This is a genomic window from Billgrantia endophytica, from assembly GCF_002879615.1.
In the GTDB taxonomy this organism is placed as follows: domain Bacteria; phylum Pseudomonadota; class Gammaproteobacteria; order Pseudomonadales; family Halomonadaceae; genus Halomonas; species Halomonas endophytica.
The window spans coordinates 80,205-105,523 of sequence record NZ_PNRF01000020.1 but is presented as its reverse complement, the minus strand read 5'-3'; the positions used below and the strand labels follow the sequence as shown (position 1 = coordinate 105,523).

Genomic DNA, 25,319 nt, shown 5'->3' with positions numbered 1-25,319 from the left:
GAGGATAGGACCACGCGATGCCCGAACTGCCGCCCTCTCTGCTGAGCCTGGATCGACCGGGTTCGGCCTTGTCGAATTCGACAGGACCGATCATCGACTTCGCGCCCGATGCCAGCTGCCTGGACGTCGAGGGGCTGAGCCTGGCCTACGGCGGCAAGCCGGCGCTTCGCGATCTGACCCTGCGTGTGCCGCGGCAACGGGTGACGGCCTTCATTGGCCCCTCGGGGTGCGGCAAGTCGACCCTGCTGCGCGCATTGAACCGGCTGCATGATCTCGATGAAACGGTCAGCCGCCAGGGCAGCATTCGTCTGGAGGGGCAGGAAATTCACGCTCCCGAGGTGGCGGTGGACGAGCTGCGGCGCCGGGTGGGCATGGTCTTCCAGGCGCCCAACCCGTTCCCCATGTCGATCTACGAGAACGTGGCATTCGGGTTGCGTCTGCAGGGCGGCATGTCACGACGGCGAATGAACGATATCGTCGAGTGGGCGCTGGAAGCGGCGGCGCTGTGGGGTGAGGTGAAGGATCGCCTGCGTGCCTCGGCCTGGTCGCTTTCCATCGGCCAGCAGCAACGTCTGGTGATCGCCCGTACCCTGGCGGTTCGCCCCGAGGTGCTGCTGCTCGACGAGCCGGCCTCGGCGCTGGATCCGATATCGACGCTGAAGATCGAGGAGTTGATCCGTAGCCTGAAATCGCAGCTGACCCTGGTGCTGGTCACTCATAACATGCAGCAGGCGGCGCGCGTGTCGGACTACACCGCTTTCCTGCACGACGGTGAGCTGGTGGAGTACGCCCCCACGGCCAGCCTCTTCACCAACCCGCGCCTGGCGCGCACCGAAAATTACATCACCGGCCGCATGGCCTGACCTAGGCGGCCCCCAGGAGAGTCACATGGACATCACCAGCGATACCCATAGCCAGCATATCTCCCGGCAGTTCAATCAAGAGCTGGAAGAGCTCAAGACCCACCTGATGACCATGGGTGGGCTGGTCGAGAACCAGATCCAGGAGGCGGTCAAGGCGTTGCTTGAAGGCGATAGCCGACTGGCCGAGAAGGTCCGTGACAACGACCGTCAGGTCAACGACATGCAGCTCAGGATAGATGACGAATGCACCCGGGTGCTGGCGCGGCGCCAGCCGGCGGCCTCGGACCTGCGCCTGGTGCTGGCGGTAATCCGCGCCACTGCCGACCTGGAGCGAATCGGCGATGAAGCCAGCAAGATCGCCCGCAACGCGCTGAGCCTGATCGAGAGCGGCACCGCCGTGCGTGGGCTGGTGGAAGTGCGCCATATCAGCGAACACGTGCGCAAGATGCTGCGCGATGCGCTGACCGCCTTTGCCCGCTTCGACACCGAGCTGGCGCTGCAGGTGGTGCGCGAGGACGAGGCGGTGGACGATGAGTACGGCAGTGCCATGCGCTCGCTGATGACCTTCATGATGGAGGACAACCGCGCCATTGGTCCGGTGCTCAGTGTGATGTGGATACTGCGTGCCCTGGAACGGGTTGGCGACCATGCCGACAACCTGGCCGAGTACGTGGTTTACCTGGTGAAGGGCCTGGATATCCGCCACATCGATCTCGATGAGTTGGACGAGGCCGCCCTCAAGGGCCGTGATTGACGTATTCCGGGACGGGGAGCATCCCAAACTTCGATACCACCTCGCTCCCTGTCATATTTCTGCAACCAAATACGCGCATCCTCAATCTCGCGATCGGCACATGGCCGACATGAGCTGGCCGGCATCACTGCCACGGCCAGTCCCCATACGCAGCGAGGAGAGTGAAGATGAGTTTCAGCAAGAGCACGCTTGGTATCACGGTTGCCGCCTCTTTGGCGGTCGGTTTTTCCACCTCGGCCATGGCCCGTGAAACCATCCAGATCGCCGGTTCTTCCACCGTGTTGCCGTTTGCCAGCATCGTCGCGGAAGAGTTCGGTGGCTCCTTCCCTCAGTTCAACACGCCGGTCGTGGGCTCTGGCGGCTCTGGTGGCGGCCTGCGCCAGTTTTGTCAGGGTGTCGGCGAGAACACCATCGATATCGCCAATGCCTCCCGCGCCATTCGCAGCGGCGAGGTCGAGAACTGCAAGGCCAACGGCGTTGAAGAAGTGCTCGAGGTGATGTTCGGCTACGATGGCATCGTGTTCGCCTCACGGGCCGATCGCGACTCCTTTGCCTTGACGCCGCGCCATCTCTTCGCCGCCGCCGCTGCCGAAGTGCCGGTCGATGGCGAGATGGTCGAAAACCCCTACACTCGTTGGTCCGACATCGATAGCGACCTGCCCGATCAAGAGATCGTGCTGGTTATCCCGGCATCCAATCACGGCACACGTGAAGTCTTCGAGGAAAGAGTGATTCATCCCGGCTGTGACACTTACGACGAGGTCCAGCAGCTCGACGACGACGCTAGGGGCGAGTTCTGCAACGCGTTGCGTGGCGATGGCCGTATCATCGAGATTGCCGGCGACTACACCGAGACACTGGCTCGCCTGGACGCCCAGGCCGATGCCGTGGGCGTCTTCGGGTTGAGCTTCTACGATCAGAACCGCGATCGCCTGCAGGTGGCCACCGTTGATGGCGTAACGCCTAGCCTCGATACCATCGGCTCCGGCGAGTATCCGGTATCACGCCCGCTGTTCTTCTATGTCAAGGGCGAGCACCTCGATGTGATCCCCGGCCTGGCAGAGTATACCGAGTTCTTCCTCAACGAGATGATCTCGGGCTATGGCAGTCCGCTGGAAGACGCCGGCCTGATACCGATGGACGATGACGAGCGTGCCAGCGCCCTGGAGCAGTTCCAGGCCCGTACCGTCGCCACCGGCGAATAAGAACGAATGTAGCGCGTGCCATGCGACGAGAGCCGGCATCTCTATCGGCTCTCGTCATTGGCTGTTGGGGAAGAAGCTGGAGACAGGATGAACAATCTTGCCTTGATCGCCACCGTACTGATCGTCATGGCCCTTGCCTATCAGCTGGGTCTGACACGCAGCAAAGCGGTGGCTGGCAGTGGGGAGCGGCTGCATTCTCGACCCGGTTATTATGGTGTGCTGGTCGCCCTCTGGTGCGGCTTGCCGGCACTGCTGTTGTTTATCCTGTGGAGTGTTTTCGAGCCGGGGATCATCGATCTGCTGGTTTTTCAGCAACTGCCACCGGAAGTGGCGGCGTTTTCCGAGCGTGAGCAGCAGCTAGTGATGCGCCGTATTGCGGCGCTTGCCGCAGGGCAGAATGTGGCTGATCCGCAGGATTTCGAACGCCTGGCAGCCAGCCAACAGGCGCGCCTCGAAATGCTTGGCCACCTCAGCATGTTGGCTACCATGTCAATCGTGGCGGTGGTTGGACTGGTCGTGGCCCGGCGTCATGTCACGCCCCGGCTGCGAGCCAGGAACCATGTCGAGAAAGCGATCACGGCTCTGCTGGCGACATGTTCAGGCGTCGCGATTCTCACCACGGTGGGTATCATATTGTCGATGATCGGCGAGGCGATGAATTTCTTCCGTTTCGTCAGCCCTGTCGAATTCTTCTTCGGCACCACCTGGAATCCCCGGTTCAGTTCCTCCGGGGCGGGGGGGCAGGGCGAGTATGGCCTGCTTCCACTGCTATGGGGCACGCTGATGGTCAGCATCATCGCCCTGCTGGTGGCGATCCCCCTGGGACTGATGACCGCCATCTACATGGCCGAGTACGCACCGGCTTGGCTACGCAGCGTCGCCAAGCCGGTGATCGAGGTGCTTGCCGGGATTCCCACCATCGTTTATGGCTTTTTCGCCCTCATCGTCATTGGTCCCTTCCTTTCCGGGTTTGGCGAACTGGTCGGTCTCAACATCCGTACCACCAGTGCCCTGACCGCCGGCTTGGTGATGGGTATCATGATCATCCCCTTTGTCTCATCGCTCTCCGACGACATCATCACCCAGGTGCCCAAGGCGTTGCGCGACGGCGCCCTCGGGCTGGGCGCGACCAAGTCGGAAACCATCCGCCAGGTGGTGTTGCCAGCGGCGCTTCCCGGCATCGTCGGCGCCTTTCTGCTGGCCGCGAGTCGCGCCATCGGGGAAACCATGATCGTGGTGCTGGCGGCGGGCAACAACCCGGTCCTCCACGCCAACCCCTTCGAGGCGGTGTCGACCATTACCGTGACCATCGTCAATCAGCTGACCGGTGACATGGACTTTGCCAGCCCGCAGTCGCTGGTTGCCTTTGCCCTGGGCTTGACACTGTTCGTGATCACTCTTGGCTTGAACGTCATTGCACTGGTCGTGGTGCGCCGATATCGCCAGCAATATGAGTAATGCCTCGTGACTACGCTGACCATTGAAGCTCGAGAAGTGCGCCGCCGCGAACGGTTGGAAACCATCGAGAAGTCGCTCGACAGGCGGCATGCCAAAGAGCGTCGCTTCCGGCGAATGGGGCTGGCCGCGGTGACCACCGGCATGGTACTGGTGGTGATCCTCTTCTCCAGTATCCTGATGCGTGGTTTGCCGGCCTTCTGGCAGGCAACCTTCTATCTCGATATCCATTTCGATCCCGAGGTGGTTCAAGTCGAGGCGCGACCGGTACAGGAAGCAGGAGAGAGGGCTGCGGATTTCCGTGATCGTGATCTGGCCTGGCAGAGTCAGGTAGGCCTGGTCAACTGGCAGCAGCTGATTGACGATGCCCTTGAAGCCGAGTTGGGTGAGGAGATCGAAGCGCGGCAGACCCGCGATCTCCGTGCGCTGGTCACTTCGGGTGAGCGGCGTGCGCTCCGTGACCGGTTCATCGACGACCCTTCCCTGCTGGGTGAAACGAAACGGCTCAAGCTGCTGGCGAGCGCCAATGTCGATGTCTGGATCAAGGGCAATATCGACCGCGACCTGCCCGATGCTCAGCAACAGTTGAGTGCTCAGACCCGGGAGTGGGCCGATGCACTCCATGAACGTGGAGTGATCCGCAATGCGTTCAGCACGGCGCTGTTCCTCAATCCCGACTCGCGCAGTTCGCTGGCCTCTGCTGGCCTGGCCGGCGCCTTCATGGGCTCACTGTTCATGATGTTGATCGTGATCGTGCTATCGGTACCGATCGGCGTGGCGAGTGCTGTCTATCTGGAGGAATTCGCGCCCAAGAACCGTCTCACCGATCTGATCGAAATCAACATCAACAACCTGGCGGCGGTGCCGTCCATCGTATTTGGCCTGCTCGGTGCCGCAATCTTCATCGGCTACCTGCGCCTGCCTTTATCGGCGCCGCTGGTGGGCGGGCTGGTGCTGACCTTGATGACGCTACCGACGATCATCATCGCCACTCGTGCCTCACTGCGTTCGATTCCGCCATCCATCCGTCAGGCGGCGCTGGGAATTGGTGCCTCGCGCATACAGACGGTGTTTCATCATGTGTTGCCGCTGGCACTGCCGGGTATTCTCACCGGGTCGATCCTCGGCGTCGCCCAGGCGCTGGGCGAGACCGCGCCACTGCTGCTGATCGGAATGAATGCCTTTGTATCCAATGTGCCTGGTTCCCCGCTGGACCAGGCCACTGCGCTGCCCGTGCAGATCTATCTATGGCAGGGCAACGAGCTACGCAACTTCTTCGAGGCGCGAACGTCAGCGGCCATCATCGTGCTGCTGGCCTTGATGCTGAGCCTTAATGCGCTGGCCATCTGGCTACGCAAGAAATTCGAGACGAGGTGGTAAATGACAACTGCAACCGTTGCCGTTCCCAAGGCCGCGCCGAAGCGCGAGACCCACAGCAGTCAAGTCAAGATGAGTACACGCGGCGTCAAGGTGTTCTACGGCGACAGCCAGGCGCTGTATGGCATCGACCTCGATATCATCGAGAATGAGGTCATCGCCTTCATCGGGCCATCTGGCTGCGGCAAGTCGACCTTTCTGCGTTGTCTCAACCGCATGAACGATACCATCACCGGCTGCCGGGTAGAGGGCGATGTGACCCTCGATGGCAACGATATCTATGCGCCATCGCTGGACGTGGTACTGCTGCGGGCCCAGGTGGGCATCGTGTTCCAGAAGCCCAATCCCTTTCCCAAGTCGATCTATGAAAACATCGCCTACGGACCGCGGCTGCACGGTTTGGCCAAGCGTCGCGCCGAGCTCGATGAGGTCGTGGAGAGTAGCCTGCAACGTGCGGGGCTGTGGGGCGAAGTCAAGGATCGCCTCGACCAGCCGGGTACCAGCTTGTCGGGGGGGCAGCAGCAGCGCCTGTGCATTGCCAGAACGATTGCGGTCAGCCCCGAAGTGATCCTGATGGATGAACCTTGCTCGGCACTCGATCCCATCGCCACCGCCAAGATCGAGCAGTTGATCGACGAACTGAGCGCCAGCTATACCATTGCCATGGTCACCCATAACATGCAGCAGGCGGCCCGGGTCGCGCACAAGACGGCCTTCTTCCACATGGGCGACATGGTCGAGGTGGGCGATACCGACAAGATATTCACCAACCCCAGGGACCAGCGAACCCACGACTATATCACCGGCCGCTTCGGATGAAAGTCTGGGAAATAATGCCCCCCCGGCCGCTTGCGGCGGCCGGGGGGCAGAGGTATCGATAGCTTAGTTATTGAACCGTAGATACTTGAAGTGAGGCGTGTTTTCGCTCTGCACGGGAAAGTCGATGTCGTCGCGCATCGACCAGGTCAGCATCTGATGGTGGATGGGAATGTAGAGGATTTCGTCGTGAACGATCTGCCAGGCCTCGGCGATCATCTCGTTACGCGCGTTCTCGTCCACTTCCTGGCTCATGGCCACGGTCAGCTCGTCGACCCGCGCGTCGCTGTAGCCGGTGAAGTTCCAGGTGCCACGGTTGTCTTCCTTGGTATGGTAGAGGAAGTTGAAGATGTATTCGGAGTCCATGGGAGGCACGCCCCAGCCGAGCATGTAGAAGTCGTATTCCTCGCGGGACATCTCGGCGGAATGCACCGACATGGGCTGGGCCACCAGGTCCACGGTGATGCCGATACGCGCCAGCATACTCACCACTGCCTGGCAGATCTGTTCGTCGTTGACGTAACGGTCGTTGGAGCAGTTGAGAGTGATGCGGAAGCCGTCACCATAGCCGGCTTCGTCCATCAGCGCCTGGGCACGCTCGACGTCCGCTGGCAGCACCTCGTCGAGTGCTTCGGAGTAGCCATTGACGAAGGGAGGCGCGATCATCCCGGCGGGTTCGGAGTTGCCGCGCATCACCGAGCGCTGGATGGTCGTGGCATCCACCGCCAGATTGATGGCTTCGCGCACGCGGCGGTCGGCGAACGGGTTGCTGTCGACATCGATGCTGTCCAGCGTATCGTGATCCCTGCGCATGCCGAGAAAGATGGTACGGTTCTCGGCGCCTTGCTCATTCTTGATGCCATCGGCACCGGCCAGGCGCTCGATGTCCTGTACCGGGGTCTCCTGAAGCAGGTCGACTTCGCCTGAGAGCAGTGCGGCGACGCGGGTCGAGGCCGATTCGATGGGCGTGTAGATCAACTGCGAGATCTCCATCGGATAGTGATCGATGCCCCAATGGTTGTCGTTACGTACGAGCACCGTGCGCACGTCGGGTTCACGACTCTCGAGGCGGAACGGCCCCGTGCCGTTGGCATTGCGCACCGCGTAGGTTTCCTCGCCGGCGGCATAGTCCTGCGGTTCCTCGACGCCGTGTTCCTCGGCCCATTCCTGGCTCATGATGAACAGATTGGTGAGGTTGTTGGGTACCAGCGGATTGGGGCCGTCGGTCTGTATTTCGACGGTATGCTCGTCCGTTGCGCGCACCTCGACGATGGCGGTCAGCAGGCCGCGCATGTCGGAGTTCGAGTGACGCGCACGGTTCAGGGAAAAGACCACGTCGTCGGCGGTTAGCGCCTGTCCTTCATGGAAGGTCACCCCCTCGCGGATGTCGAATACCCAGACCTCGGGATCGTCCTCCTTCACGTACCAGTCGGTGGCCAGACCGGGCTGCTGCTCGAGGTTCATATCCTGGTAGAGCAGGGTATCGAAGATCTGGTGACTGACCGAGTGCGTCGGTCCTTCATTCCTGGAATGCGGGTCCAGGGTCAGGCTATCGGCGGAGCGGGTCCAGCGCAGGGTCTCGGCATGGGCGGCGGATGCCACCATCGCGCCGATCATGGTGGTGACAAGTAGGGTCTTCTTGAACATCTTGTTATTCCTCTTTCAAGCGTTCGATGGGCTTTTGGCCCTGATGTCGTTCCTCCCCTAACCTAGTCGAGAATACGAACTTTCCCATGCCGGGCTTGTGCGGCGCTATTTTGGCCATGGGAACGGAAAACCTGCCGACACCTTTGCGGCGCTGGCTCAGCCCCTCGCTTTGACGATTGATCAGGCCCGCCGTACCCGGGAGCCCTGCTCATTCGCCGCGGCCAGCCGAGTGGCGGGAAACACGCAGCGGAACAGCGCGCCATGGCCGGGGCGGGTATCGATCTCAAGACGAGCGTCATGGCGCAGCAGCACATGCTTGACGATGGCCAGGCCCAGGCCGGTACCGCCGGTGGTGGTACTCCTGCCCTTGTCGACCCGGTAGAAGCGCTCGGTCAATCGCGGGACGTGCTCCGGGTCGATGCCGTCCCCATCGTCCTCCACTTCCACGCAGGCGCCGTGCTCATGGCGCTTCCAGCGCAGGGTGATATGGCTACCTTCCGGGGTGTAACGTACGGCATTGAAGGCCAGGTTCGACACGGCACTGCGAACTTCCTGTTCGCTGCCAAGAAGCGTTCGCTCCTCGGCGATCTCCACCGTCACCTGCTGGCGGCCCGCTGAGAGTGCGTCGGCGTCGCGGCAGACGTTCTCGAGCAGCGCCCCTATATCCAGAGGCAAATGGTCGTCGCCGCTCTGTTCGAGTTCCAGGCGTGACAGCAGCAACAGGTCATTGACCAGATTCTGCATGCGGGTGGTTTGTCCCTGCATCTGGGAGAGGCCACGGGCAAGGCGTGGCGGCAACTGGTCGGCGTTGTCGGCGTAGGTTTCGAGATATCCGGTCAGCACGGTCAGCGGTGTCCTCAGCTCATGAGAGACATTGGCGACGAAGTCGCGACGCATCTGTTCCAGCCGGTGCAGGCGCGTGATATCCCGCGCCATCAACAGGCGCTCGTCATTGCCGTACAGGGTGATCTGGGCTTGCAGGATGATCCGTTCGTCGATGGGGGAGGGTAGCGTCAGGGGTTCGCGGTAGTCGCGGGCAGTGAAGTAGGCCACGAAGCGCGGGTCCCGCACCAGGTTGGTGATGTGCTGACCCCGGTCCTGGCTGGTCCGCAGGCCGAGCATGCGTTCGGCGGCACCGTTCCACCACTCCAGGTCGCCGTGCTCATCGAGCATTACCACGCTGTCTCGCATGGCTTCGGAGGACTCCTGGATGCGCTTGAGGGTAGTACGAAGGCGCTCCTGGGTATGGCGCTGCCCCTTCTGGTAGCGATAGAGGCGGTCGAAGAGTTCTCCCCAGAGGCCGTTGGCGGCGGGTGGCTCGGCCTGGGGGCTGCGTGTCAGCCAGCGGTGAAGGGCACGGAGCTGGCGCAGGTGAAGAAAGATGAAGACACCCAGGCCGGCAGCGAGGCCCAGTTCGAAGGCCGAGAACAGCCAGCCGACCAGGCCACCGGCACAGGCCAATAGCCCCAGGCGCCAGAGTTCGCGGCTCCAGGGACGCATGTCAGACCTTGTTGGAGAATCGGTAACCGGTGCCACGCACTGTCTGGACCAGATGCTGATGATCATCGCCCAGCGCCTTGCGCAGGCGGCGGATATGCACGTCCACGGTACGTTCCTCGACATAGACATTGCCGCCCCACACCTGGTCGAGCAACTGGCTGCGCGTATAGGCGCGCTCCTGGTGGGTCATGAAGAACTGCAGCAGGCGGTACTCGGTGGGGCCTATCTCCAGGGACTTGCCATTGGCGCTGACCCGGTGACTGACCGGGTCGAGCTGCAGTCCCTCGATCTCGACCAGGTCTTCCACGCCTTTCGGGGTGGAGCGTCGCAGCACGGCCTTGAGCCGGGCCACCAGTTCCCGCGGCGAGAAGGGCTTGGTGATGTAGTCGTCGGCGCCTGCTTCGAGCCCCAGGATCTTGTTGTCCTCCTCGCCCTTGGCGGTGAGCAGGATGATCGGCAGTTCGCTGGTGGCGGTCTCTCGCTTGAGGCGTCGCGCCAGTTCGATGCCGCTGGTGCCGGGCATCATCCAGTCGAGCAACAACAGATCTGGTTGGTGATCGACGATCATGGCGTGGGCGGTCAGCGCGTTATCGGCCTCGAGCACGCGATAGTCGGCCATTTCCAGTGCCACGGCAATCATCTCGCGGATTGGCGCTTCATCATCGACGATCAGGACGGTCTTGGCTGTCATTGCGGGGCCTCTGGTTTATAGCGGGTCGATGACGATAACAGCACGATATCATGTCAGTTGAATGACAGTGCTATCGTACCCGAGCCTTACCCGGCTCGACGACCAGGTCGTTCATGGCGCCAGGTAGAGAGCAGGACAGATGCGCCATAACCGCTAAGCTGGAAGATACGTCGTTCACAGGAGTGCTCCAGGTGACAACACGAGTATTGCGTCTTTCCTCGGCCCTGCTGGTTACCTTGCTGCTCAGTGGCTGCGCGACGCGCTCGCCGGAGCCGCCCCTGGAGTCGCTACCTTCAGATATTCCGGTGGAATCCCCGGCTCCCGCCGTAGCGGAGGCACAGGCAACGCCGGAAGATCGCTATTGGCTGCCGCCCCTGTTCGTGACGGCGGAGGACCAGGCGCATTACTACGCCAGCCGATTGGCGGACCGACGCTTTGTCGATACCTATGGCGCGGCTGAGCATCCACGGGTCTGGTACACCGCGGCGGAGCAGCTCGGGCAGCTTGGCGAGCCGGCCATCCCGCTGCTGTTTGGCCTGATCGACACCACCAGTTCCCATGAACTGATGCTTGTACTTTATGCCCTGCAACTGGCCTCCCAGGACCCGGCGGTTCTGGCTCAGACCGGTGGGGAGTACATTCAGTTAGGCACGGTGCTGTCAGAGGAGACCAATCGAGAGAATCGAAGCATTGCGCTGACGTGGTGGGAACGTCATGGCCGGCACTGGCGCTAACCGCCCGTCGTTTGTCTGTCGATTGAATCACTGAGCTGTTCTCAAAGCGGCTTTTCTGGCTTTTATGCTCGACGTCATGATGTGTCGCGGATTAAGAGGGTATCGTGGAACGTGGTTGTCTAGCGCTTCCATCGGCCCTGCGGTAGTCTTTTCCCGAAGACGCGCGCTGGCATCATCAGCCGAAGCACAATGAATGTTTATGAATACGGATGACATTATCGATTCGTCAAGAGGCTAGACCAGAATGGATCCGGTAATCGGCTCTTTACTGCTTGCTGGCGTGACATTGTTTTTCGCCTTGGTGTGCCTGGCGTATTTCATCGTGCGTTACTCCAGAAACTCATCCCACCAGAAGACGAGGCTCGATGCGGCGGAAGGCGTGCCGGAAGCGCCATCGGATCCGCCCGAGAAGCCGTCCGGAGCGCCATTCCAACAGCCGGGTACGCCAGCGACACATCAGTTCAAGACGGTGACGGGCAAGGATGTTCAGCAGTGCATGTTCGTGGTGCTCGACTGGCCGGGTCTGGACACCAACCGCCGGTTGGCCAAGCTGTTGGCAGAAAACAATGCCCAATACGATTCCAGGCTGGGCGTGTATCGTGTCCGGGACCCTCAAGCTGGCTACAAACTCACCATCGCCAACTCGTCCCCGCCCGGCACCCTTCCACCTTTGCATGAGGGCGGCGACCAGCCCATTGTCAACGGCGTTTCCATACTGGTCCACTTCATCAGCAAGCGCCGCGTGGCCAGAAACCCCGATACCCTCATTCGCTTCACGGAGTCGGTGGCCTCCATCGGGGGGCAGATCCTGGATGCGGATCGTCAGGTGCTGTCGAAAGACGCCTTGGATGAGTTGAGGCAGAACGCGTTATAGGGCCCCGCCCGTGCCGTCAGCTCAGGCGGCGACCTGATTACGGCCATTGTGCCTGGCCTTCCCCAGATCGGCATCCGGCAGAATAATCGCAAACCCCTCACCACCGTAACGGGCCACCAGGTCGGCATTGCGGGCGACGGTTCTCTCGTCAGGGTCGCCTGTTTTGGTCAGCCCTTTTCGCGGGCAAGCAGGGGCGGGGTTTGCTATGGTCACGTCGGGGTCACCACGTATTTTTCCGCTATAGCGGATTCGGAGTCATCGCCAATGGACAAGTACATGCAGGCTGCCCTGGAGGAGGCCCGGCAGGGTCTCACGGAGGGAGGGATACCCATCGGCTCGGTTCTGGTTCACCGGGGGCGCATACTCGGCCGTGGACATAACCGCCGCGTACAGTCGGGCAGTACGGTCTTGCACGGCGAAATGGACGCCCTGGAAAATGCCGGACGTCAAGCCGCGTCGGTCTATCGCGACTGCGTTCTCTATACCACGCTTTCGCCATGTCCGATGTGTAGCGGGGCGATCCTGCTCTACGGCATTCCCAAGGTAGTGGTTGGCGAGAATCGGACCTTCATGGGGGAAGAAGAGCTGTTGCGCTCGCGTGGGGTCGAAGTGGAGATCATCCAGTCAGAGGAGTGTATCGAGCTGATGACCGGCTTCATCGAGGCATCCCCCGAGTTGTGGAACGAAGATATCGGCGAATAGCAGCGGTCTTGCCGGCTGTCATCAAACTGTCATCTGCAGCGGTTACCGTGCGCGGACTGAAACGTGGGTGTCACACGCCCGTCATCAAGTACGCTTATCCTCATAACGGCCTTTTTCATGTCGAAAATCGACCCCTCTACTTCCAACCTCACCCAGGCGGCACTCACGCGTGAGCAGAAACGTGAGGTTCCGGCCTGGCTGCGGGGCATCTATGCCGGCTTGTGCCTCTACCTGTTCCTTGCCGCACTCAACGTGCTCGGTTCCGGGTTGGGTACCTTCGGCGACGACAGTGACTTCCTGGTGCGCGCCTTCGCCTACGGGGCAAACCCTTTTATCGCCCTGCTCGCCGGTGTGCTGGTCACCATGGTGGTGCAGAGTTCGTCTTTCACGACGGCGCTGATCGTCACCCTGGTAGCCAGCGGTGAGATGACCCTGGGCACTGCCGTGTTCGCGATCATGGGCGCCAATATCGGCACCGCGGTGACCGGAGTCATCGTGGCCTTGGCCAACGTGCGCATCAAGAGTAACTTCCGCCGCTCCTTCACCGCGGCGCTGATGCACGACTTCTTCAATATTCTCACCGTGGCGGTGGTATTCCCCATCGAGTGGTTCAGCGGCATGCTCCATGATACTGGACGTGGCGTTTTCACTCTCCTGGCCGGCTGGGTGGCCGAACTGATCGGCCTTGAAGAGGTGGCCAGGCCCGATAGTCCGATCAAGGTCATCACCGCCCCGGTGGTGGACGCCGCCAACTGGCTGGGTGGCAGCCTGGGCACGAGCCTGGCCGCGCAGGGGCTGTTGGTCGCCGGGATGGGTATGCTGCTGATGTTCACCGCGCTGATCTTCATGGTGCAGAACCTGCGTGGCGCCCTGCTGCGTCATATGGATGGCCTGTTCAGTACCTACTTCTTTCGTACCGACCTGCGCGCCTATGGCATCGGCTTGGTCTCTACCGTATTGGTGCAGTCGAGTTCCATCACCAGCAGCCTGATGGTGCCATTGGCCGGAGCCGGTGTGGTGCGCATTCGCCGCGTATTGCCATTCATGATGGGTGCCAACCTTGGCACCACCTTCACCAGCGTGCTGGCTGCCACCGCCAATCCCGTCGCCGCCGCCATGACGGTCGCCTTGTTCCATGTCATCTTCAACCTGACCGGCACCGCCATCTGGTATCCACTGCGCCATATCCCGCTGCGAATGGCCAGTTGGTACGGCAATCTGGCGGCCAAGCGAACACGCTATGCCTTCCTGTTCCTGATTGGTGTATTCCTGGTGGTGCCCCTCGTCGGCATCACTGCCACCGAACTGTTCATGAGCCTGCGCTGAGCGCGGCGTATCCGGAGTTTTCTTCCCATGTTTCGACAGCTCTATAGCGCTCTGACCTCGGAAAATACCCTCGACAAGGCATTTGAGGATCTGACGGCCATGCTCGAGCATGGCGAGTGGATGTTCGCGCGTGCCAATGAGGTGCTCTACAGCACCGTGCCGGTCGACGAAGTTCGCCAGCCTCTCTACGACCGCGACCAGGCGATCAATGATCTCGAGCGCTCGATCCGCCGCAAGGTGCTGCGTCACCTTACCGTCAACCCGGGCCACGACGTCGCCGTCTGCCTGGCGCTGATGAGCGTGGCCAAGGACGCCGAGCGCATCGGCGACTACTGCAAGAACGTTTTCGAGGTTGGCAGCTTCTATAGCGAGGGCTTCCACGTGCCGCGCTACCAGGGACCGCTGGACGGCATGGCCGAGCAGATGAGCCGTATGTTCGGCATGATGGTCAGCGCTACCCGTGACTCCAATGAAGTCAAGGCCCGCCAGGTGCTGTCCATGGCGCGAGGCATCCGTGCCCAAAGTGATCACCTGATCGAGGAGCTGTTCAAGGATGATCAGCAGGTCGCCTTCCACGAGGCCGTGGCCTACTCGCTGCTCGCTCGCCACTACAAGCGCGTCGCCTCCCACCTGGCCAATATCGCCACTGCCGTGCTTGGGCGACTGGAGGATCTGGATTTCTACTCGGATGATGAGGCCACCAAGGATTAATCCCGGTCAGGGCCAAGGCACATCGGCAGGTTGTCACGCAGCGAGCGAGGCAGGATATCGAGGTCTTGCAGCGTGCCGACACCCTCGTTGGCGACGTTCTCCTGCGCCATCATGATGACCTGGTCACGGGTCAGCGGCGGATTGGGTAGTGGAGACGCCAGAAGGGCCATCAGGTGCCACAGCGGAAAAGGGATCGGCACCAGGGGGCGTTCGCGCTCCCGATAGGCCGCTATCAGCTTGACGATGTCACGGTAGCGCAGGATATCGGGGCCACCCAGTTCGAACAGTCGCCGCTCCGGAGGCGCATTGCCCATCAGCCTCAGGATGGCTCGTGCCACATCCAGCACATGCACCGGCTGCAGGCGGGTCTCGCCACGGCCAAACAGAGGAATGACGGGTAGTCGCGTCAATCGCGACAGGGCGCTCAGAAAGGCATCGTCGGGACCGAACATGACACTGGGGCGCAGGATGACGGCTTTGGAGAATTCGGCGATGACCGCCAACTCGCCCTCGGCACGTGCGCGCACATAGGCCGAGCGCGACCGCACATCGACTCCGATGCCGGAGATATGCACCAGTCGTTCGATACCTGCCCCATGTGCCAGGCGAGCCAGGCGACCAGCGGCTTCCACATGGATGTCGGCGAAGCGCTTCCCGCGACTTTCCACATACAGACTGACCGCATTCACCACCCCGGCGACTCCCGACAAGGCGTTGACGACAGAGGTCTCGTCGCGGATATCCACGCTGGCCAGTTCCAGTTTGTCTCCCGGCTCAGCCCATTCGGGCAGGGATGGCTTGCGAGCGGCAATGCGGACTGGCCGGCCAGCATCCACCAGCTCGTGAACGAGCATGCTGCCGAGGAAACCGGTACCGCCAAATACCGCAATGGGCCCAGACATGACGCATTCCCCCTGTGACTCGTAAGCAAGGTCATGGCATGCCATGCTCGCGAATAACGGCTACCGGTATCCAGTGCGGAAGGCGGGCGGGTCGTCAAGGTAGTGGAAAGAACGACCGCTTATTCCCCGGGTAGTGGCAGGGAGCCGTTTTCCTTGATGGTTCGTATGGCGAAGCTGCTGTCCACGATATTGACCATGGGCAACTTTTGCAGGCGACGCACCCATTGCTCATAATTTCCCAGGTCGGCGGTGATGACGTGAAGCAGGTAATCGAAGGCGCCGGAAACGGTATGGCAGTTGATCACCTCCGGCATGCTTCTGACCGTCTCCTCGAACTGTTCGACCAGGGTATCCTGATGTTGACTCAGGCGTACCTGTACAAAGATGGTGATATCCAGGCCGAGCTTCCCCTTGTCCAGCTCGGCTCGATAGCGGGTGATCAGGCCTTCGTGCTCGAGACGACGGATACGCCGAGCGCAGGGGGAGGGCGACAGGCTGACCCGCTCGGCCAGTTCGGCTGTCGTCAGACGAGCATCCAACTGCAGGGCTTCCAACAGCTTGTGGTCAATTCGGTCGAGCTTCATGGGGCGCATGGCTGTGCCTTGTCATGGTGACATTGCGTGACTTCTTGGTTTTTGCGGCTAACTTCAACTTGAAGTCTGGCAAATCATGCCCGTTTTAGCCAACTGAAGTAGCGCACTCTACTAGCTAAAGCTTCCCCGGGGCGGCGCCACTGGAGGCGGTAGGGCAAGCGGTGTAGGCTGACCGGCTTCGTTTCTTGTCACACGACGTCTTTATAAAGGACCCCTCCCATGAGTGCGTTACCCAACTGCCCAGCCTGTGCATCCGAATTTACCTACGATGACGGCATTCAGTTCGTCTGCCCGGAGTGTGGCCATGAGTGGTCGAAGGAAGAAGGGCCCGCCTCAGCCCCGGAGGAAACGGCGGTGCGCGATGCCAACGGCAACGTGCTGAATGACGGGGATACCGTCACCGTGATCAAGGATCTCAAGGTCAAGGGTTCTTCCTCCGTGGTCAAGGTCGGTACCAAGGTCAAGAACATCCGCCTGGTCGAAGGCGATCATGACATCGACTGCAAGATCGACGGCATCGGGCCGATGAAGCTGAAGTCGGACTTCGTCAAGAAGGCGTAAGTCGATCGATTCATTCTTTAGATGAGAATGATTGTATTTTTTGATGCCATCGGCATCGATCATGCCGGCAACGTGCCGTCTGACAGACGGAAACGGCTCCAGGGCTTCACATCGAATCCATACAGGACTAAAATGGTCCCCAATAGGGTGCGGGTGAATATGACACGGCTGCGAATCAGAGGAGTCAGGCATGCTCAAGCTTTCACGGCTGACCGATTATGCCGCGGTGGTGATGGCGCAGATTGCACGCCATCCGGAGCAATCGCATGCCGCAGCGGAGCTCGCCGAGGCGGTGCAACTGCCGCACCCCACCGTCAGCAAGACACTGAAGATGCTGGTGCGTGCAGGCCTGTTGGAGTCCAGGCGCGGTTCTCAGGGCGGCTACTCCCTGGCCAGGCCGGCTTCGCGCATCACGGCCATCGATATCATCACTGCCATCGAGGGGCCGGTCGCGATGACGGAGTGCAGCCATGCGGAAGGCGACTGTGACCTGCTTGCCACCTGCGGGGTTTCCGACAACTGGCAGCGGGTTTCACTGGCTGTCCGTACCCTGCTCGACAGCGTGACCCTGGCGCACCTGGCCGACACGTCGCCCATCAAGTTGCCGGTACAGCTGCCCATTCAGAGTGTCAGTCTGGCCATCGACATGGCCTGACGCGTTAAAGCGAACACGGTGTGTTCATCACGGCCCACCGGACTGCGCTTCTTCGAAACACCATTACCCAGGCGGACTCGCAGTTCGCCGACCCAACCGCCCGGGAGGGGATTGATCATGGCAAGTCAGGAAATGGAACAGCTTGTCCGTCGCGAATACACGCAAGGCTTCGTGACCGACATCGAGAGCGACACCGTACCACCGGGGCTCGACGAGAGTACCATCGCCTTCATTTCCCAGAAGAAGGGTGAACCCGAGTGGATGCTCGAATGGCGCCTGAAGGCCTACCATCAGTGGCTGAAAATGACGCCGCCTTCCTGGGCGCACCTGAAGTATCCGCCTATCGATTACCAGGCGATCTCCTACTACAGTGCACCCAAGCGGCCCGAAGATCGTCCGCAGAGCCTTGATGAGGTCGACCCCAAGCTCCTCGAGACCTACGAGAAGCTGGGCATCCCGTTGCATGAGCGTGCCGCTCTGGCCGGGGTGGCAGTGGACGCGGTGTTCGACTCCGTTTCGGTGACGACCACCTTCAAGGAGAAGCTGCACGAGGCGGGGGTGATCTTCTGCCCGATCTCGGAAGCCATCCGTGATTATCCGGAGCTGATCAAGCAGTACCTGGGCACCGTGGTGCCGGTGGCCGACAACTATTTCGCGGCTCTCAATTCGGCGGTCTTCACCGACGGCTCATTCGTCTTCGTGCCGGAAGGCGTGACCTGCCCGATGGAACTCTCCACCTACTTCCGCATCAATGCCGCCAACACGGGGCAGTTCGAACGCACCCTGATCATTTGCGAGAGCCGCGCCCAGGTCTCCTACCTGGAGGGCTGTACCGCGCCGATGCGCGACGAGAACCAGCTCCATGCGGCCGTGGTCGAGCTGGTGGCCCTCGAGGACGCCTACATCAAGTACTCGACGGTGCAGAACTGGTATCCGGGCGATGAGGAGGGCAGGGGCGGCATCTACAACTTCGTGACCAAGCGTGGCGACTGTCGTGGCGATCGTTCACGGATCAGCTGGACCCAGGTCGAGACCGGTTCCGCCATTACCTGGAAATACCCTTCCTGCGTGCTGCGCGGCAAGGACAGCATCGGTGAGTTCTATTCGGTGGCGGTGACCAACGGCCGCCAGCAGGCCGATACCGGTACCAAGATGATCCACATCGGCGAAGGGACACGCTCCTATATCGTCTCCAAGGGGATCTCCGCCGGAAAAAGCGACCAGTCCTATCGGGGCCTGGTGAAGATCGGACCGAGGGCCAAGGGGGCTCGCAACTTCACCCAGTGCGACTCGCTGCTGATCGGCGACAAGTGTGGCGCCCATACCTTCCCCTACCAGGAGATCGGCAACAGCACCGCCACGGTCGAGCACGAGGCGACCACGTCGAAGATCGGCGAGGACCAGTTGTTCTATTGCCAGAGCCGCGGTATCTCCGAAGAGGATGCCGTGAGCATGATCGTCAACGGCTTCTGCAAGGATGTGTTCCAGGAACTGCCGATGGAATTTGCGGTGGAGGCCGAGGCGCTCCTTAACGTCACCCTGGAAGGCGCCGTGGGTTAAAGCGCTATTGCGCTCGGTCACTCTGTGTTGGAAGCCCGACTCGGCATGCTCATTGAGCAACAGTCAACTCCGCTGCACTCGTCGGGCTTCCGCCTTGATTGACCTTCGCCCATGACGCGCTTGTTGGTTGGGTGGAAACAAATTTTTCGGGTCGCGTTGGCGGCTCGCCAGAATAGATAAGGTACTCAAGATGCTCGAAGTCAAGGATCTGCACGTCACGGTCGAAGGCAAGGAAATCCTCAAGGGCCTCAGCCTGACCGTCAACGCCGGTGAGGTTCACGCCATCATGGGCCCCAACGGGGCGGGCAAGTCGACGCTGTCGGCCGTGATCGCCGGCAAGGAAGGTTACGAAGTGACCTCCGGTTCGGTCACCTTCGAGGGCCAGGACGTGCTGGAAATGGAAATCGAGGAGCGTGCTCTGGCCGGCATGCTGCTTGGCTTCCAGTATCCGGTGGAGATCCCGGGGGTCAAGAATATCTACCTGCTCAAGGCGGCGCTCAACGCCCAGCGTGCGGCACACGGCGAGGGCGACATCCCGGCGCCGGAATTCATGAAGCTGATCAAGGCGAAGATCGCCGAGATGAAGATGGACGCCAGCTTCCTGCAACGGGCCGTCAACGAAGGTTTCTCCGGCGGCGAGAAGAAGCGTAACGAGATCCTGCAGATGCTGGTGCTTCAGCCCAAGCTGGCCATGCTCGACGAGATCGATTCCGGCCTGGATATCGACGCCATGCGCGTCGTCGCCGACGGTGTCAATAGCCTGCGTGCCGCCGACCGCGGCATCCTGCTGGTCACCCACTACCAGCGGCTGCTCGACTATATCATTCCCGACCACGTGCACGTGCTGGTCGATGGCCGCATCGCCAAGAGCGGCGACAAGGAACTGGCCAAGGAACTCGAGTCACGCGGTTACGACTGGGTCCTGGAGGAGTCCGCTGCATGAGTGACGTCCAGAGCGATGTTAAGCGCTTTATCGACCGGTTGACCGAGCGTACCGGGGTACGCCGACAGGCCAATGGCCCGGAGCCGACCTGGATCGCTGCGCGCCGCCAGGCGGGGGCTGCCCGTTTCGAGGCGCTGGGCTTTCCCGATCGACGCGTCGAGGCATGGAAATACACGGACGTGCGCGCCATTGCCAGGGGGGATTTTTCCCTTACCGATAGCGCCGAGTTTTCCCCGGCGTCCGCCGCGGCACTGACGCTGCCTCTGGATGCCCACCGGCTGACCTTTGTCGACGGCGTCTTCTCCGCGGCACTGTCCGACCTCGGTGAGCTGCCGGCTGGCGTGGCGATCTTGCCGCTCAGCCAGGCATTGGCTGACAACCACGAAGCCGTGGGTGGCCCGCTGGGGCGTTTGACCGGGGTGGAGTTCTCGCCTTTTTCCGCACTGAACACGGCCTTCACCGAAGAGGGGGCCATCGTTCGGCTGGCGCCGGGCAGCGTGGTGGAAAAGCCGGTCCTGCTGCAGTTCCTCTCCCGTGCCAATCCGCGGCCGATCATGTGTCACCCGCGGGTACTGATCGAAGCGGGAGCCCGTAGCCAGGCCACGGTGATCGAGCATCATGTCGGCGAGGCCGAGGCCGCCAATTTCACCAACCTGGTGGGCGAGATCATGCTCGACCGGGGGGCTGTCCTGACCCACTACAAGCTTCAGGAGGCTCCGCTGGGTGACCTGCACGTGGCCAGCATCCACGTGGATCAGGGTCGTGACAGCCGCTACACCTCGTTCAACCTGAACCTGGGTGGCAGCCTGGTGCGCAACGACCTGGTGACCGACCTCAACGGCCAGGGTGCCGAGGCCAACTTCAACGGCCTCTTCTACGCGCAGGGTCGCCAGCACGTGGACAACCACACCCTGGCCAACCATAACGCCCCGCACACGTTCTCCAACGAGAATTACAAGGGCATTCTCGATGACCGTGCCCGTGGCGTGTTCAATGGCAAGGTGGTGGTCAAGCGCGACAGCCAGAAGATCGAGGCGCATCAGAGCAACGCCAATCTGCTGCTTTCCGACCGGGCCGAGATCGACACCAAGCCCGAGCTCGAGATCTATGCCGACGATGTCAAGTGCTCCCATGGCGCCACTACCGGCCAGCTCGACGAGGAGGCGGTGTTCACCCTGCGCACCCGTGGCATCGATGAACAGACCGCCCGTGGCCTGCTGACGCTCGCCTTTGCCGGTGAAGTCATGGAGCGTGTCGAGCTGGAGGCCGTGGCCGAGCGTGTCGAGTTGGCGGTGGCCGGCAAGCTGCCGGAGCGTTTCAACCTGTCCGGGCTGGTGGAATCCGCCATGTCGCTGCATGACGACTGAGCCGAGGAGGCAACGATGAATGACCTGGCCACTGATCGCGTGTTTGACACCCCGCCCTTCGATGTGGCCGGGATTCGTGCCGACTTTCCCATCCTCGAGCGGCAGGTGCATGGCAGGTCGCTGGTCTATCTCGACAATGCCGCTACCAGCCAGACGCCGCTGCCGGTGATCGACACGTTCCGTGACTACTACAGTCGCTACAACGCCAACATTCACCGCGGACTGCACACGCTGGCCGACGAGGCGACGGCGGCGTACGAGGGCACGCGCGAAACGGTACGCGCCTTCCTCGGCGCGGCGGACAGGCGCGAAATCGTATTCACCCGCGGTACCACCGAGGCGATCAACCTGGTGGCCAACAGCTGGGGCCGGACCAACCTTGAGGCTGGGGACGAAGTCCTGGTGTCGCTGCTCGAGCATCACTCCAATATCGTGCCCTGGCAACTGCTGGCCGGTCAGCTCGGTATCGTGGTCAAGGTGATCCCGGTCGACGAGCGCGGGGTGCTGGACATGGCCGCCTATCGTGCGTTGTTCACCGAGCGTACGAAGCTGGTGGCCGTCAACCATGTCTCCAATGCCTTCGGTACCATCAACCCGGTACGCGAGATGGCGTCCATCGCACACCGCCACGGTGCACGAATCCTGGTGGACGGCGCCCAGGCCGCGCCCCACCAGACGGTGGACGTTCGCGACATCGATGCCGATTTTTACGCTTTCTCGGGTCACAAGGTCTACGGGCCCACCGGTGCCGGGGTTCTCTATGGCAAGGCCGAGCTGCTTGATGCCATGCCGCCCTGGCAGGGCGGTGGCGAGATGATCAAGAGCGTCTCGTTCGACGTGCCAACGATCTTTGCCGATATACCCCACAAGTTCGAGGCCGGCACGCCGGCCATCGCCGAAGTCATTGCCCTGGGCGTAGCGCTCGACTGGGTCAGTGGCGTGGGGCTGGCGCGTATAGGGGGCTGGGAGGCGGAACTGCTGGCGCGTGCCACGGCAGGAGTGTCGCGCATCGACGGGCTACACCTGCTGGGTACGGCGCCTGACAAGGCGGGAGTGCTATCGTTCGTGGTGGATGGGGCGCACTCCCAGGATATCGCGCTGCTGATCGACCAACTGGGGGTGGCCATTCGAACCGGCAATCACTGTGCCCAGCCGTTGTTGGCGCACTTCGGTGTGGAGGCGACCTGTCGTGCCTCGTTTGCCGCCTACAATACGCTGGAAGAAGTCGATGTCTTCGCCGCTGCCCTGGAGCGGGTCATCGGGATGGTGCGCTGAGCATGTCGGACATCGAACAGATCGCCAGTCTGGAAAGAGGACAGACGCTGCCACTGCAACGCGACGTGGCGGCGATTTCCATTCCCTTCGGCAAGACCGTGACCCTGGCCGAGGACAGTATCGTCAGCGTGATGCAGGCCAAGGGCAGCTCGATCAGCGTCGGCTTCGAGGGGCGGCTCTACCTGATCGAAGGAGCCAATCTCGATGCACTGGGCCTGGAGGCCCTGCCTCGGCCGACATTGCCTGACGATGCCTCGGACGAGGAGATCGAACAGTTCGTCTGGGATCAGCTTCGCACCTGCTTCGACCCCGAGATTCCGGTCAATATCGTCGACTTGGGGCTGGTCTACGGTTGCCGTATCGAGCGCCTGATCAGCGGTGAACGCATCGTCACCATCCGCATGACCCTGACGGCGCCAGGCTGCGGAATGGGGGATGTGATCGCCGCCGATGCCCGCAACAAGATTCTCGGCGCGCCGCAGATCAGCAAGGTCCATACCGAAATCGTCTTCGATCCACCCTGGAGCCGTGAGATGATGAGTGACGAGGCAAAGCTGGAACTCGGAATGTTCTGAGCGGAAGCCTCGACTCATGTCGCCTCCTGAGGGCCGGGGATATCGATGGTCGCGCTGCTGTGGAAGGTCTTCAAGGTATTGCTGATGACGCTGGGAGCTTCGTTGCTCCTGGCGTCACTGCTCTTTGTGGGGGCCAACCTCTGGGTGCTGAGCCAGACCCATGCGCGTATCGAGCACGACCTGCCTTTGTGTGGCCCCGAGCGGGTCGGTATCGTTTTCGGCACCTCGCACTGGACCCGTAGCGGCGTGCGCAACCCACACTTCGATGCGCGCATGAGTGCTTCGGCACGCCTGGTACGCCTGGGCAGGGTCGAGCATCTTCTGCTGTCAGGCGACAACAGGACTCGCTACTACAATGAGCCCGTCACCATGTGGCGAGACTTGCGTGGCCGCTTTGTTCGCGACGAGGACATGACACTGGATTACGCAGGCTTCAGCACCTTCGACACCCTGGTTCGTGCCCGGGACGTGTTCGGTGTGGAGCAGGCGCTATTGGTCACTCAGTCCTGGCACTTGCCTAGGGCGCTCTTCATTGCCGATTCGCTGGGACTCGACGTGACCGGCTGTGCGGCACCTGCAAGGCCGGTAGCCGGACTATGGCGACTGCAGGCCCGAGAATGGGTGGCGCGTGCGGCGACGCTGGGGGATCTCTATCTGTGGGGACGCGAGCCCTATTTCCTGGGCCCGCTGGAGCCATTGGAAATTGCGCCGCAGGTCTGGAACGCTGTCGTGATCGAAGCGGCGCTGGAGGCAGAACGGGACGAGCCGGGCAGGCAGCAGCGTCAGCGCTGACGCTGCTTCTGCAGGCGATAGAGTTCGCGTATCAACGCTCGGCACTGCTGCCAGCATTCTTCCACCACGGGTTCCAGGGGGTCGGGCAGGGGGTGCGTGAACAGAGTGGACAGCGCCTGCATCAGCACGCGCTCCTGTTCGAGCAGCTCGCCGATGACGACCTGGCTCTCGTTGCCCACGAAGCTCTTCAGGCGGCTCCATAGCCACAGGTAGTCATCACGCTCGACATCGGCATCCCGGGGAAGCAGGTTCAGGTGATGTCTGGCGAGTTCCTGCAGGCGGCGCATGGCCTTGGCCCTGGCCTCGTAGTGAGGCTTGAGGGTTTCGCGCAGCGACGGGCGCAGGCGCTCCAGGTTGTCCTGAAAATAATCGATACTGTCGGCCAGCGCTTCGAGTACGCTGTCCATCGCCACTTGGCGATTGTCGAGAAACATGAGCGGTCACCTCCTCCGGTGACGCAGATTGTGGGGGGCTCGCCGTTCTTTTGCCACCCCCATGGTGAATTTATTACACGCTCAACCCTTCGGCTTGGGTGGTACCTTGCGTGGCGTGCTGGCGTGCTTCTCCAGATGCTCGATGATCAAACCGGCGATGTCCTTGCCGGTTGCGGTTTCGATGCCCTGTAGCCCGGGCGACGAATTGACCTCCATGATTACCGGGCCGTGGTTGGCGCGCAACAGGTCGACGCCGGCAACGCGAAGCCCCATGGCCTTGGCCGCGCGAATGGCCGTGGAGCGCTCCTCCGGTGTGATCCGGATCAGGCTGGCAGTACCGCCGCGGTGAAGATTGGAGCGGAACTCGCCATCGGCAGCCTGACGCTTCATGGAAGCGACGACCTTGTCGCCGATCACGAAGCAGCGGATATCGGCCCCACGGGCCTCCTTGATGTACTCCTGCACCATGATATTCGCCTTCATGCCCATGAAGGCCTGGATCACCGACTCGGCAGCCTGGTTGGTCTCGGCCAGCACGACGCCAATGCCCTGGGTTCCCTCGAGCAGCTTGATGACCAGGGGCGCCCCCTTGACCATCGTGATCAGGTCGGGGATATCGTCTGGCGAGTGGGCGAAGCCGGTAATTGGCAGGCCCAGCCCCTTGCGCGACAGCAGCTGCAGCGAGCGCAGCTTATCCCGTGACCGGGTGATGCCGACCGAGTCGTTGACGACATAGGTGCCCATCATCTCGAACTGGCGAAGTACGGCACAGCCATAGAATGTCACCGAGGCGCCGATCCGGGGTATGACCGCATCGAAGTGTTCGAGCTCTTGCCCCTTGAGATGGATCGATGGGTGGTGAGCGGCAATACTCATGTAGCAGCGCAGGGTATCGATCACCCGGATGCTGTGGCCGCGACTCTCGGCGGCCTCCACCAGTCGACGCGTGGAGTAGAGATTACGATTGCGGGACAATATCGCGATATGCATCGAGGGCTCCGAAGTCG

27 protein-coding genes are annotated in these 25,319 nt (G+C 61.6%); 19 read left to right on the top strand and 8 right to left on the bottom strand.

Annotated features, from left to right (window positions below; genetic code table 11):
• The first annotated feature begins 17 nt into the window (after positions 1-17).
• The 6 genes from pstB (C1H69_RS10595) to pstB (C1H69_RS10570) all read left to right on the top strand — a co-directional run bounded on the left by pstB (C1H69_RS10595) (position 18) and on the right by pstB (C1H69_RS10570) (position 6,473).
• Positions 18-863, top strand: coding sequence for a phosphate ABC transporter ATP-binding protein PstB (gene pstB, locus C1H69_RS10595; RefSeq protein ID WP_102653374.1), 846 nt, complete (start codon positions 18-20; stop codon positions 861-863).
• Positions 864-888: 25 nt separating this feature from the next.
• Positions 889-1,617, top strand: a complete 729-nt coding sequence (phoU, locus tag C1H69_RS10590; protein WP_102653373.1) for a phosphate signaling complex protein PhoU — start codon at positions 889-891, stop codon at positions 1,615-1,617.
• 167 nt (positions 1,618-1,784) lie between these two features.
• Positions 1,785-2,822 carry a substrate-binding domain-containing protein gene (locus C1H69_RS10585; RefSeq protein WP_102653372.1) on the top strand — a complete coding sequence of 346 codons (1,038 nt, stop codon included), beginning with the start codon at positions 1,785-1,787 and terminating at the stop codon, positions 2,820-2,822.
• Between the two features lie 87 nt (positions 2,823-2,909).
• Complete coding sequence (gene pstC, locus C1H69_RS10580; protein WP_102653371.1) at positions 2,910-4,280, top strand: phosphate ABC transporter permease subunit PstC; 1,371 nt, start codon at positions 2,910-2,912, stop codon at positions 4,278-4,280.
• Positions 4,281-4,286: 6 nt separating this feature from the next.
• Positions 4,287-5,657, top strand: a complete 1,371-nt coding sequence (gene pstA, locus C1H69_RS10575; protein WP_422666892.1) for a phosphate ABC transporter permease PstA — start codon at positions 4,287-4,289, stop codon at positions 5,655-5,657.
• 69 nt (positions 5,658-5,726) lie between these two features.
• Positions 5,727-6,473 carry a phosphate ABC transporter ATP-binding protein PstB gene (pstB, locus tag C1H69_RS10570; protein ID WP_240609907.1) on the top strand — a complete coding sequence of 249 codons (747 nt, stop codon included), beginning with the start codon at positions 5,727-5,729 and terminating at the stop codon, positions 6,471-6,473.
• Positions 6,474-6,536: 63 nt separating this feature from the next.
• Here pstB (C1H69_RS10570) and C1H69_RS10565 read toward each other — a convergent pair whose 3' ends face one another.
• From C1H69_RS10565 to phoB, 3 genes are all read right to left on the bottom strand, one after another.
• Positions 6,537-8,117 carry an ABC transporter substrate-binding protein gene (locus tag C1H69_RS10565; RefSeq protein ID WP_102653369.1) on the bottom strand — a complete coding sequence of 527 codons (1,581 nt, stop codon included), beginning with the start codon at positions 8,115-8,117 and terminating at the stop codon, positions 6,537-6,539.
• Positions 8,118-8,297: 180 nt separating this feature from the next.
• Entirely contained in the window at positions 8,298-9,617 is a 1,320-nt protein-coding gene (gene phoR / locus C1H69_RS10560) for a phosphate regulon sensor histidine kinase PhoR (RefSeq protein WP_102653368.1), read from the bottom strand.
• 1 nt (position 9,618) lies between these two features.
• On the bottom strand, positions 9,619-10,308 hold the full coding sequence (gene phoB, locus C1H69_RS10555; protein ID WP_102653367.1) for a phosphate regulon transcriptional regulator PhoB: 690 nt from the start codon (positions 10,306-10,308) through the stop codon (positions 9,619-9,621).
• Between the two features lie 191 nt (positions 10,309-10,499).
• Between phoB and C1H69_RS10550 the strand changes: the two genes are divergently transcribed.
• Entirely contained in the window at positions 10,500-11,042 is a 543-nt protein-coding gene (locus C1H69_RS10550; RefSeq protein ID WP_102653366.1) for a hypothetical protein, read from the top strand.
• A 244-nt stretch (positions 11,043-11,286) separates the two neighbouring features.
• Positions 11,287-11,916: a cell division protein ZipA C-terminal FtsZ-binding domain-containing protein gene (locus C1H69_RS10545; protein WP_102653365.1), complete on the top strand. Its 630-nt coding sequence runs from the start codon at positions 11,287-11,289 to the stop codon at positions 11,914-11,916.
• 21 nt (positions 11,917-11,937) lie between these two features.
• Here the strand turns inward: C1H69_RS10545 and C1H69_RS24590 are convergent, their stop codons facing one another.
• Positions 11,938-12,129, bottom strand: coding sequence for a diguanylate cyclase domain-containing protein (locus C1H69_RS24590; RefSeq protein WP_102653364.1), 192 nt, complete (start codon positions 12,127-12,129; stop codon positions 11,938-11,940).
• A 51-nt stretch (positions 12,130-12,180) separates the two neighbouring features.
• Here C1H69_RS24590 and C1H69_RS10535 point away from each other — a divergent pair, with 51 nt between their 5' ends.
• From C1H69_RS10535 to C1H69_RS10525, 3 genes are all read left to right on the top strand, one after another.
• Positions 12,181-12,618, top strand: coding sequence for a nucleoside deaminase (locus C1H69_RS10535; RefSeq protein WP_102653363.1), 438 nt, complete (start codon positions 12,181-12,183; stop codon positions 12,616-12,618).
• A 117-nt stretch (positions 12,619-12,735) separates the two neighbouring features.
• Positions 12,736-13,944, top strand: coding sequence for a sodium:phosphate symporter (locus C1H69_RS10530; protein ID WP_102653362.1), 1,209 nt, complete (start codon positions 12,736-12,738; stop codon positions 13,942-13,944).
• Positions 13,945-13,971: 27 nt separating this feature from the next.
• Entirely contained in the window at positions 13,972-14,655 is a 684-nt protein-coding gene (locus C1H69_RS10525) for a phosphate signaling complex PhoU family protein (RefSeq protein ID WP_102653361.1), read from the top strand.
• Here C1H69_RS10525 and C1H69_RS10520 read toward each other — a convergent pair.
• Together C1H69_RS10520 and C1H69_RS10515 are read right to left on the bottom strand one after the other, a co-directional pair.
• Positions 14,652-15,557 carry a complex I NDUFA9 subunit family protein gene (locus C1H69_RS10520; protein ID WP_102653360.1) on the bottom strand — a complete coding sequence of 302 codons (906 nt, stop codon included), beginning with the start codon at positions 15,555-15,557 and terminating at the stop codon, positions 14,652-14,654. The two genes, C1H69_RS10525 and C1H69_RS10520, sit on opposite strands and share 4 nt — an antisense overlap.
• A 119-nt stretch (positions 15,558-15,676) precedes the next feature.
• The gene (locus C1H69_RS10515) at positions 15,677-16,150 is read right to left on the bottom strand and encodes an Lrp/AsnC family transcriptional regulator (RefSeq protein ID WP_102653359.1); all 474 of its coding nucleotides are present in this window, start codon (positions 16,148-16,150) and stop codon (positions 15,677-15,679) included.
• A 219-nt stretch (positions 16,151-16,369) separates the two neighbouring features.
• Between C1H69_RS10515 and C1H69_RS10510 the strand changes: the two genes are divergently transcribed.
• The 8 genes from C1H69_RS10510 (at position 16,370) to C1H69_RS10475 (ending at position 23,878) form a co-directional block, all read left to right on the top strand.
• The gene (locus C1H69_RS10510) at positions 16,370-16,711 is read left to right on the top strand and encodes a zinc ribbon domain-containing protein YjdM (RefSeq protein WP_102653358.1); all 342 of its coding nucleotides are present in this window, start codon (positions 16,370-16,372) and stop codon (positions 16,709-16,711) included.
• A 190-nt stretch (positions 16,712-16,901) separates the two neighbouring features.
• Positions 16,902-17,366 carry an SUF system Fe-S cluster assembly regulator gene (locus tag C1H69_RS10505; protein WP_102653357.1) on the top strand — a complete coding sequence of 155 codons (465 nt, stop codon included), beginning with the start codon at positions 16,902-16,904 and terminating at the stop codon, positions 17,364-17,366.
• A 117-nt stretch (positions 17,367-17,483) separates the two neighbouring features.
• Positions 17,484-18,926, top strand: a complete 1,443-nt coding sequence (sufB, locus tag C1H69_RS10500) for a Fe-S cluster assembly protein SufB (protein WP_102653356.1) — start codon at positions 17,484-17,486, stop codon at positions 18,924-18,926.
• Positions 18,927-19,116: 190 nt separating this feature from the next.
• Positions 19,117-19,869 (top strand): Fe-S cluster assembly ATPase SufC, encoded by a 753-nt coding sequence (gene sufC, locus C1H69_RS10495; RefSeq protein ID WP_102653355.1) that lies wholly within the window; start codon positions 19,117-19,119, stop codon positions 19,867-19,869.
• Positions 19,866-21,236, top strand: a complete 1,371-nt coding sequence (gene sufD, locus C1H69_RS10490; protein WP_102653354.1) for a Fe-S cluster assembly protein SufD — start codon at positions 19,866-19,868, stop codon at positions 21,234-21,236. Before sufC ends, sufD begins: the two co-directional genes overlap by 4 nt.
• Before the next feature lie 15 nt (positions 21,237-21,251).
• Complete coding sequence (locus C1H69_RS10485) at positions 21,252-22,511, top strand: cysteine desulfurase (protein ID WP_102653353.1); 1,260 nt, start codon at positions 21,252-21,254, stop codon at positions 22,509-22,511.
• Between the two features lie 2 nt (positions 22,512-22,513).
• Positions 22,514-23,086, top strand: a complete 573-nt coding sequence (gene sufT / locus C1H69_RS10480) for a putative Fe-S cluster assembly protein SufT (RefSeq protein ID WP_102653352.1) — start codon at positions 22,514-22,516, stop codon at positions 23,084-23,086.
• A 45-nt stretch (positions 23,087-23,131) separates the two neighbouring features.
• Entirely contained in the window at positions 23,132-23,878 is a 747-nt protein-coding gene (locus tag C1H69_RS10475; protein WP_102653351.1) for a SanA/YdcF family protein, read from the top strand.
• Here the strand turns inward: C1H69_RS10475 and C1H69_RS10470 are convergent.
• Together C1H69_RS10470 and rimK are read right to left on the bottom strand one after the other, a co-directional pair.
• Complete coding sequence (locus C1H69_RS10470; protein ID WP_102653350.1) at positions 23,869-24,312, bottom strand: hypothetical protein; 444 nt, start codon at positions 24,310-24,312, stop codon at positions 23,869-23,871. The genes C1H69_RS10475 and C1H69_RS10470 overlap by 10 nt on opposite strands.
• Before the next feature lie 81 nt (positions 24,313-24,393).
• Entirely contained in the window at positions 24,394-25,302 is a 909-nt protein-coding gene (gene rimK / locus C1H69_RS10465; protein WP_102653349.1) for a 30S ribosomal protein S6--L-glutamate ligase, read from the bottom strand.
• Positions 25,303-25,319 lie beyond the last annotated feature (17 nt).

What these genes read in the sequence shown, in the direction of transcription:
- C1H69_RS10545 (WP_102653365.1), top strand. Translation starts at nt 11,287, where the DNA reads ATGGATCCGGTAATCGGCTCTTTACTGCTTGCTGGCGTGACATTGTTT.
- phoR (WP_102653368.1), bottom strand. Translation starts at nt 9,617, where the DNA reads ATGCGTCCCTGGAGCCGCGAACTCTGGCGCCTGGGGCTATTGGCCTGT.
- C1H69_RS10530 (WP_102653362.1), top strand. Translation starts at nt 12,736, where the DNA reads ATGTCGAAAATCGACCCCTCTACTTCCAACCTCACCCAGGCGGCACTC.
- C1H69_RS10525 (WP_102653361.1), top strand. Translation starts at nt 13,972, where the DNA reads ATGTTTCGACAGCTCTATAGCGCTCTGACCTCGGAAAATACCCTCGAC.
- C1H69_RS10585 (WP_102653372.1), top strand. Translation starts at nt 1,785, where the DNA reads ATGAGTTTCAGCAAGAGCACGCTTGGTATCACGGTTGCCGCCTCTTTG.
- sufD (WP_102653354.1), top strand. Translation starts at nt 19,866, where the DNA reads ATGAGTGACGTCCAGAGCGATGTTAAGCGCTTTATCGACCGGTTGACC.
- sufT (WP_102653352.1), top strand. Translation starts at nt 22,514, where the DNA reads ATGTCGGACATCGAACAGATCGCCAGTCTGGAAAGAGGACAGACGCTG.
- C1H69_RS10515 (WP_102653359.1), bottom strand. Translation starts at nt 16,150, where the DNA reads ATGCGCCCCATGAAGCTCGACCGAATTGACCACAAGCTGTTGGAAGCC.
- C1H69_RS10505 (WP_102653357.1), top strand. Translation starts at nt 16,902, where the DNA reads ATGCTCAAGCTTTCACGGCTGACCGATTATGCCGCGGTGGTGATGGCG.
- pstC (WP_102653371.1), top strand. Translation starts at nt 2,910, where the DNA reads ATGAACAATCTTGCCTTGATCGCCACCGTACTGATCGTCATGGCCCTT.
- C1H69_RS10565 (WP_102653369.1), bottom strand. Translation starts at nt 8,117, where the DNA reads ATGTTCAAGAAGACCCTACTTGTCACCACCATGATCGGCGCGATGGTG.
- C1H69_RS10470 (WP_102653350.1), bottom strand. Translation starts at nt 24,312, where the DNA reads ATGTTTCTCGACAATCGCCAAGTGGCGATGGACAGCGTACTCGAAGCG.
- sufC (WP_102653355.1), top strand. Translation starts at nt 19,117, where the DNA reads ATGCTCGAAGTCAAGGATCTGCACGTCACGGTCGAAGGCAAGGAAATC.
- pstB (WP_240609907.1), top strand. Translation starts at nt 5,727, where the DNA reads ATGAGTACACGCGGCGTCAAGGTGTTCTACGGCGACAGCCAGGCGCTG.
- C1H69_RS10475 (WP_102653351.1), top strand. Translation starts at nt 23,132, where the DNA reads ATGGTCGCGCTGCTGTGGAAGGTCTTCAAGGTATTGCTGATGACGCTG.
- phoU (WP_102653373.1), top strand. Translation starts at nt 889, where the DNA reads ATGGACATCACCAGCGATACCCATAGCCAGCATATCTCCCGGCAGTTC.
- C1H69_RS10485 (WP_102653353.1), top strand. Translation starts at nt 21,252, where the DNA reads ATGAATGACCTGGCCACTGATCGCGTGTTTGACACCCCGCCCTTCGAT.
- phoB (WP_102653367.1), bottom strand. Translation starts at nt 10,308, where the DNA reads ATGACAGCCAAGACCGTCCTGATCGTCGATGATGAAGCGCCAATCCGC.
- sufB (WP_102653356.1), top strand. Translation starts at nt 17,484, where the DNA reads ATGGCAAGTCAGGAAATGGAACAGCTTGTCCGTCGCGAATACACGCAA.
- rimK (WP_102653349.1), bottom strand. Translation starts at nt 25,302, where the DNA reads ATGCATATCGCGATATTGTCCCGCAATCGTAATCTCTACTCCACGCGT.
- pstB (WP_102653374.1), top strand. Translation starts at nt 18, where the DNA reads ATGCCCGAACTGCCGCCCTCTCTGCTGAGCCTGGATCGACCGGGTTCG.
- C1H69_RS10535 (WP_102653363.1), top strand. Translation starts at nt 12,181, where the DNA reads ATGGACAAGTACATGCAGGCTGCCCTGGAGGAGGCCCGGCAGGGTCTC.
- C1H69_RS10510 (WP_102653358.1), top strand. Translation starts at nt 16,370, where the DNA reads ATGAGTGCGTTACCCAACTGCCCAGCCTGTGCATCCGAATTTACCTAC.
- C1H69_RS10520 (WP_102653360.1), bottom strand. Translation starts at nt 15,557, where the DNA reads ATGTCTGGGCCCATTGCGGTATTTGGCGGTACCGGTTTCCTCGGCAGC.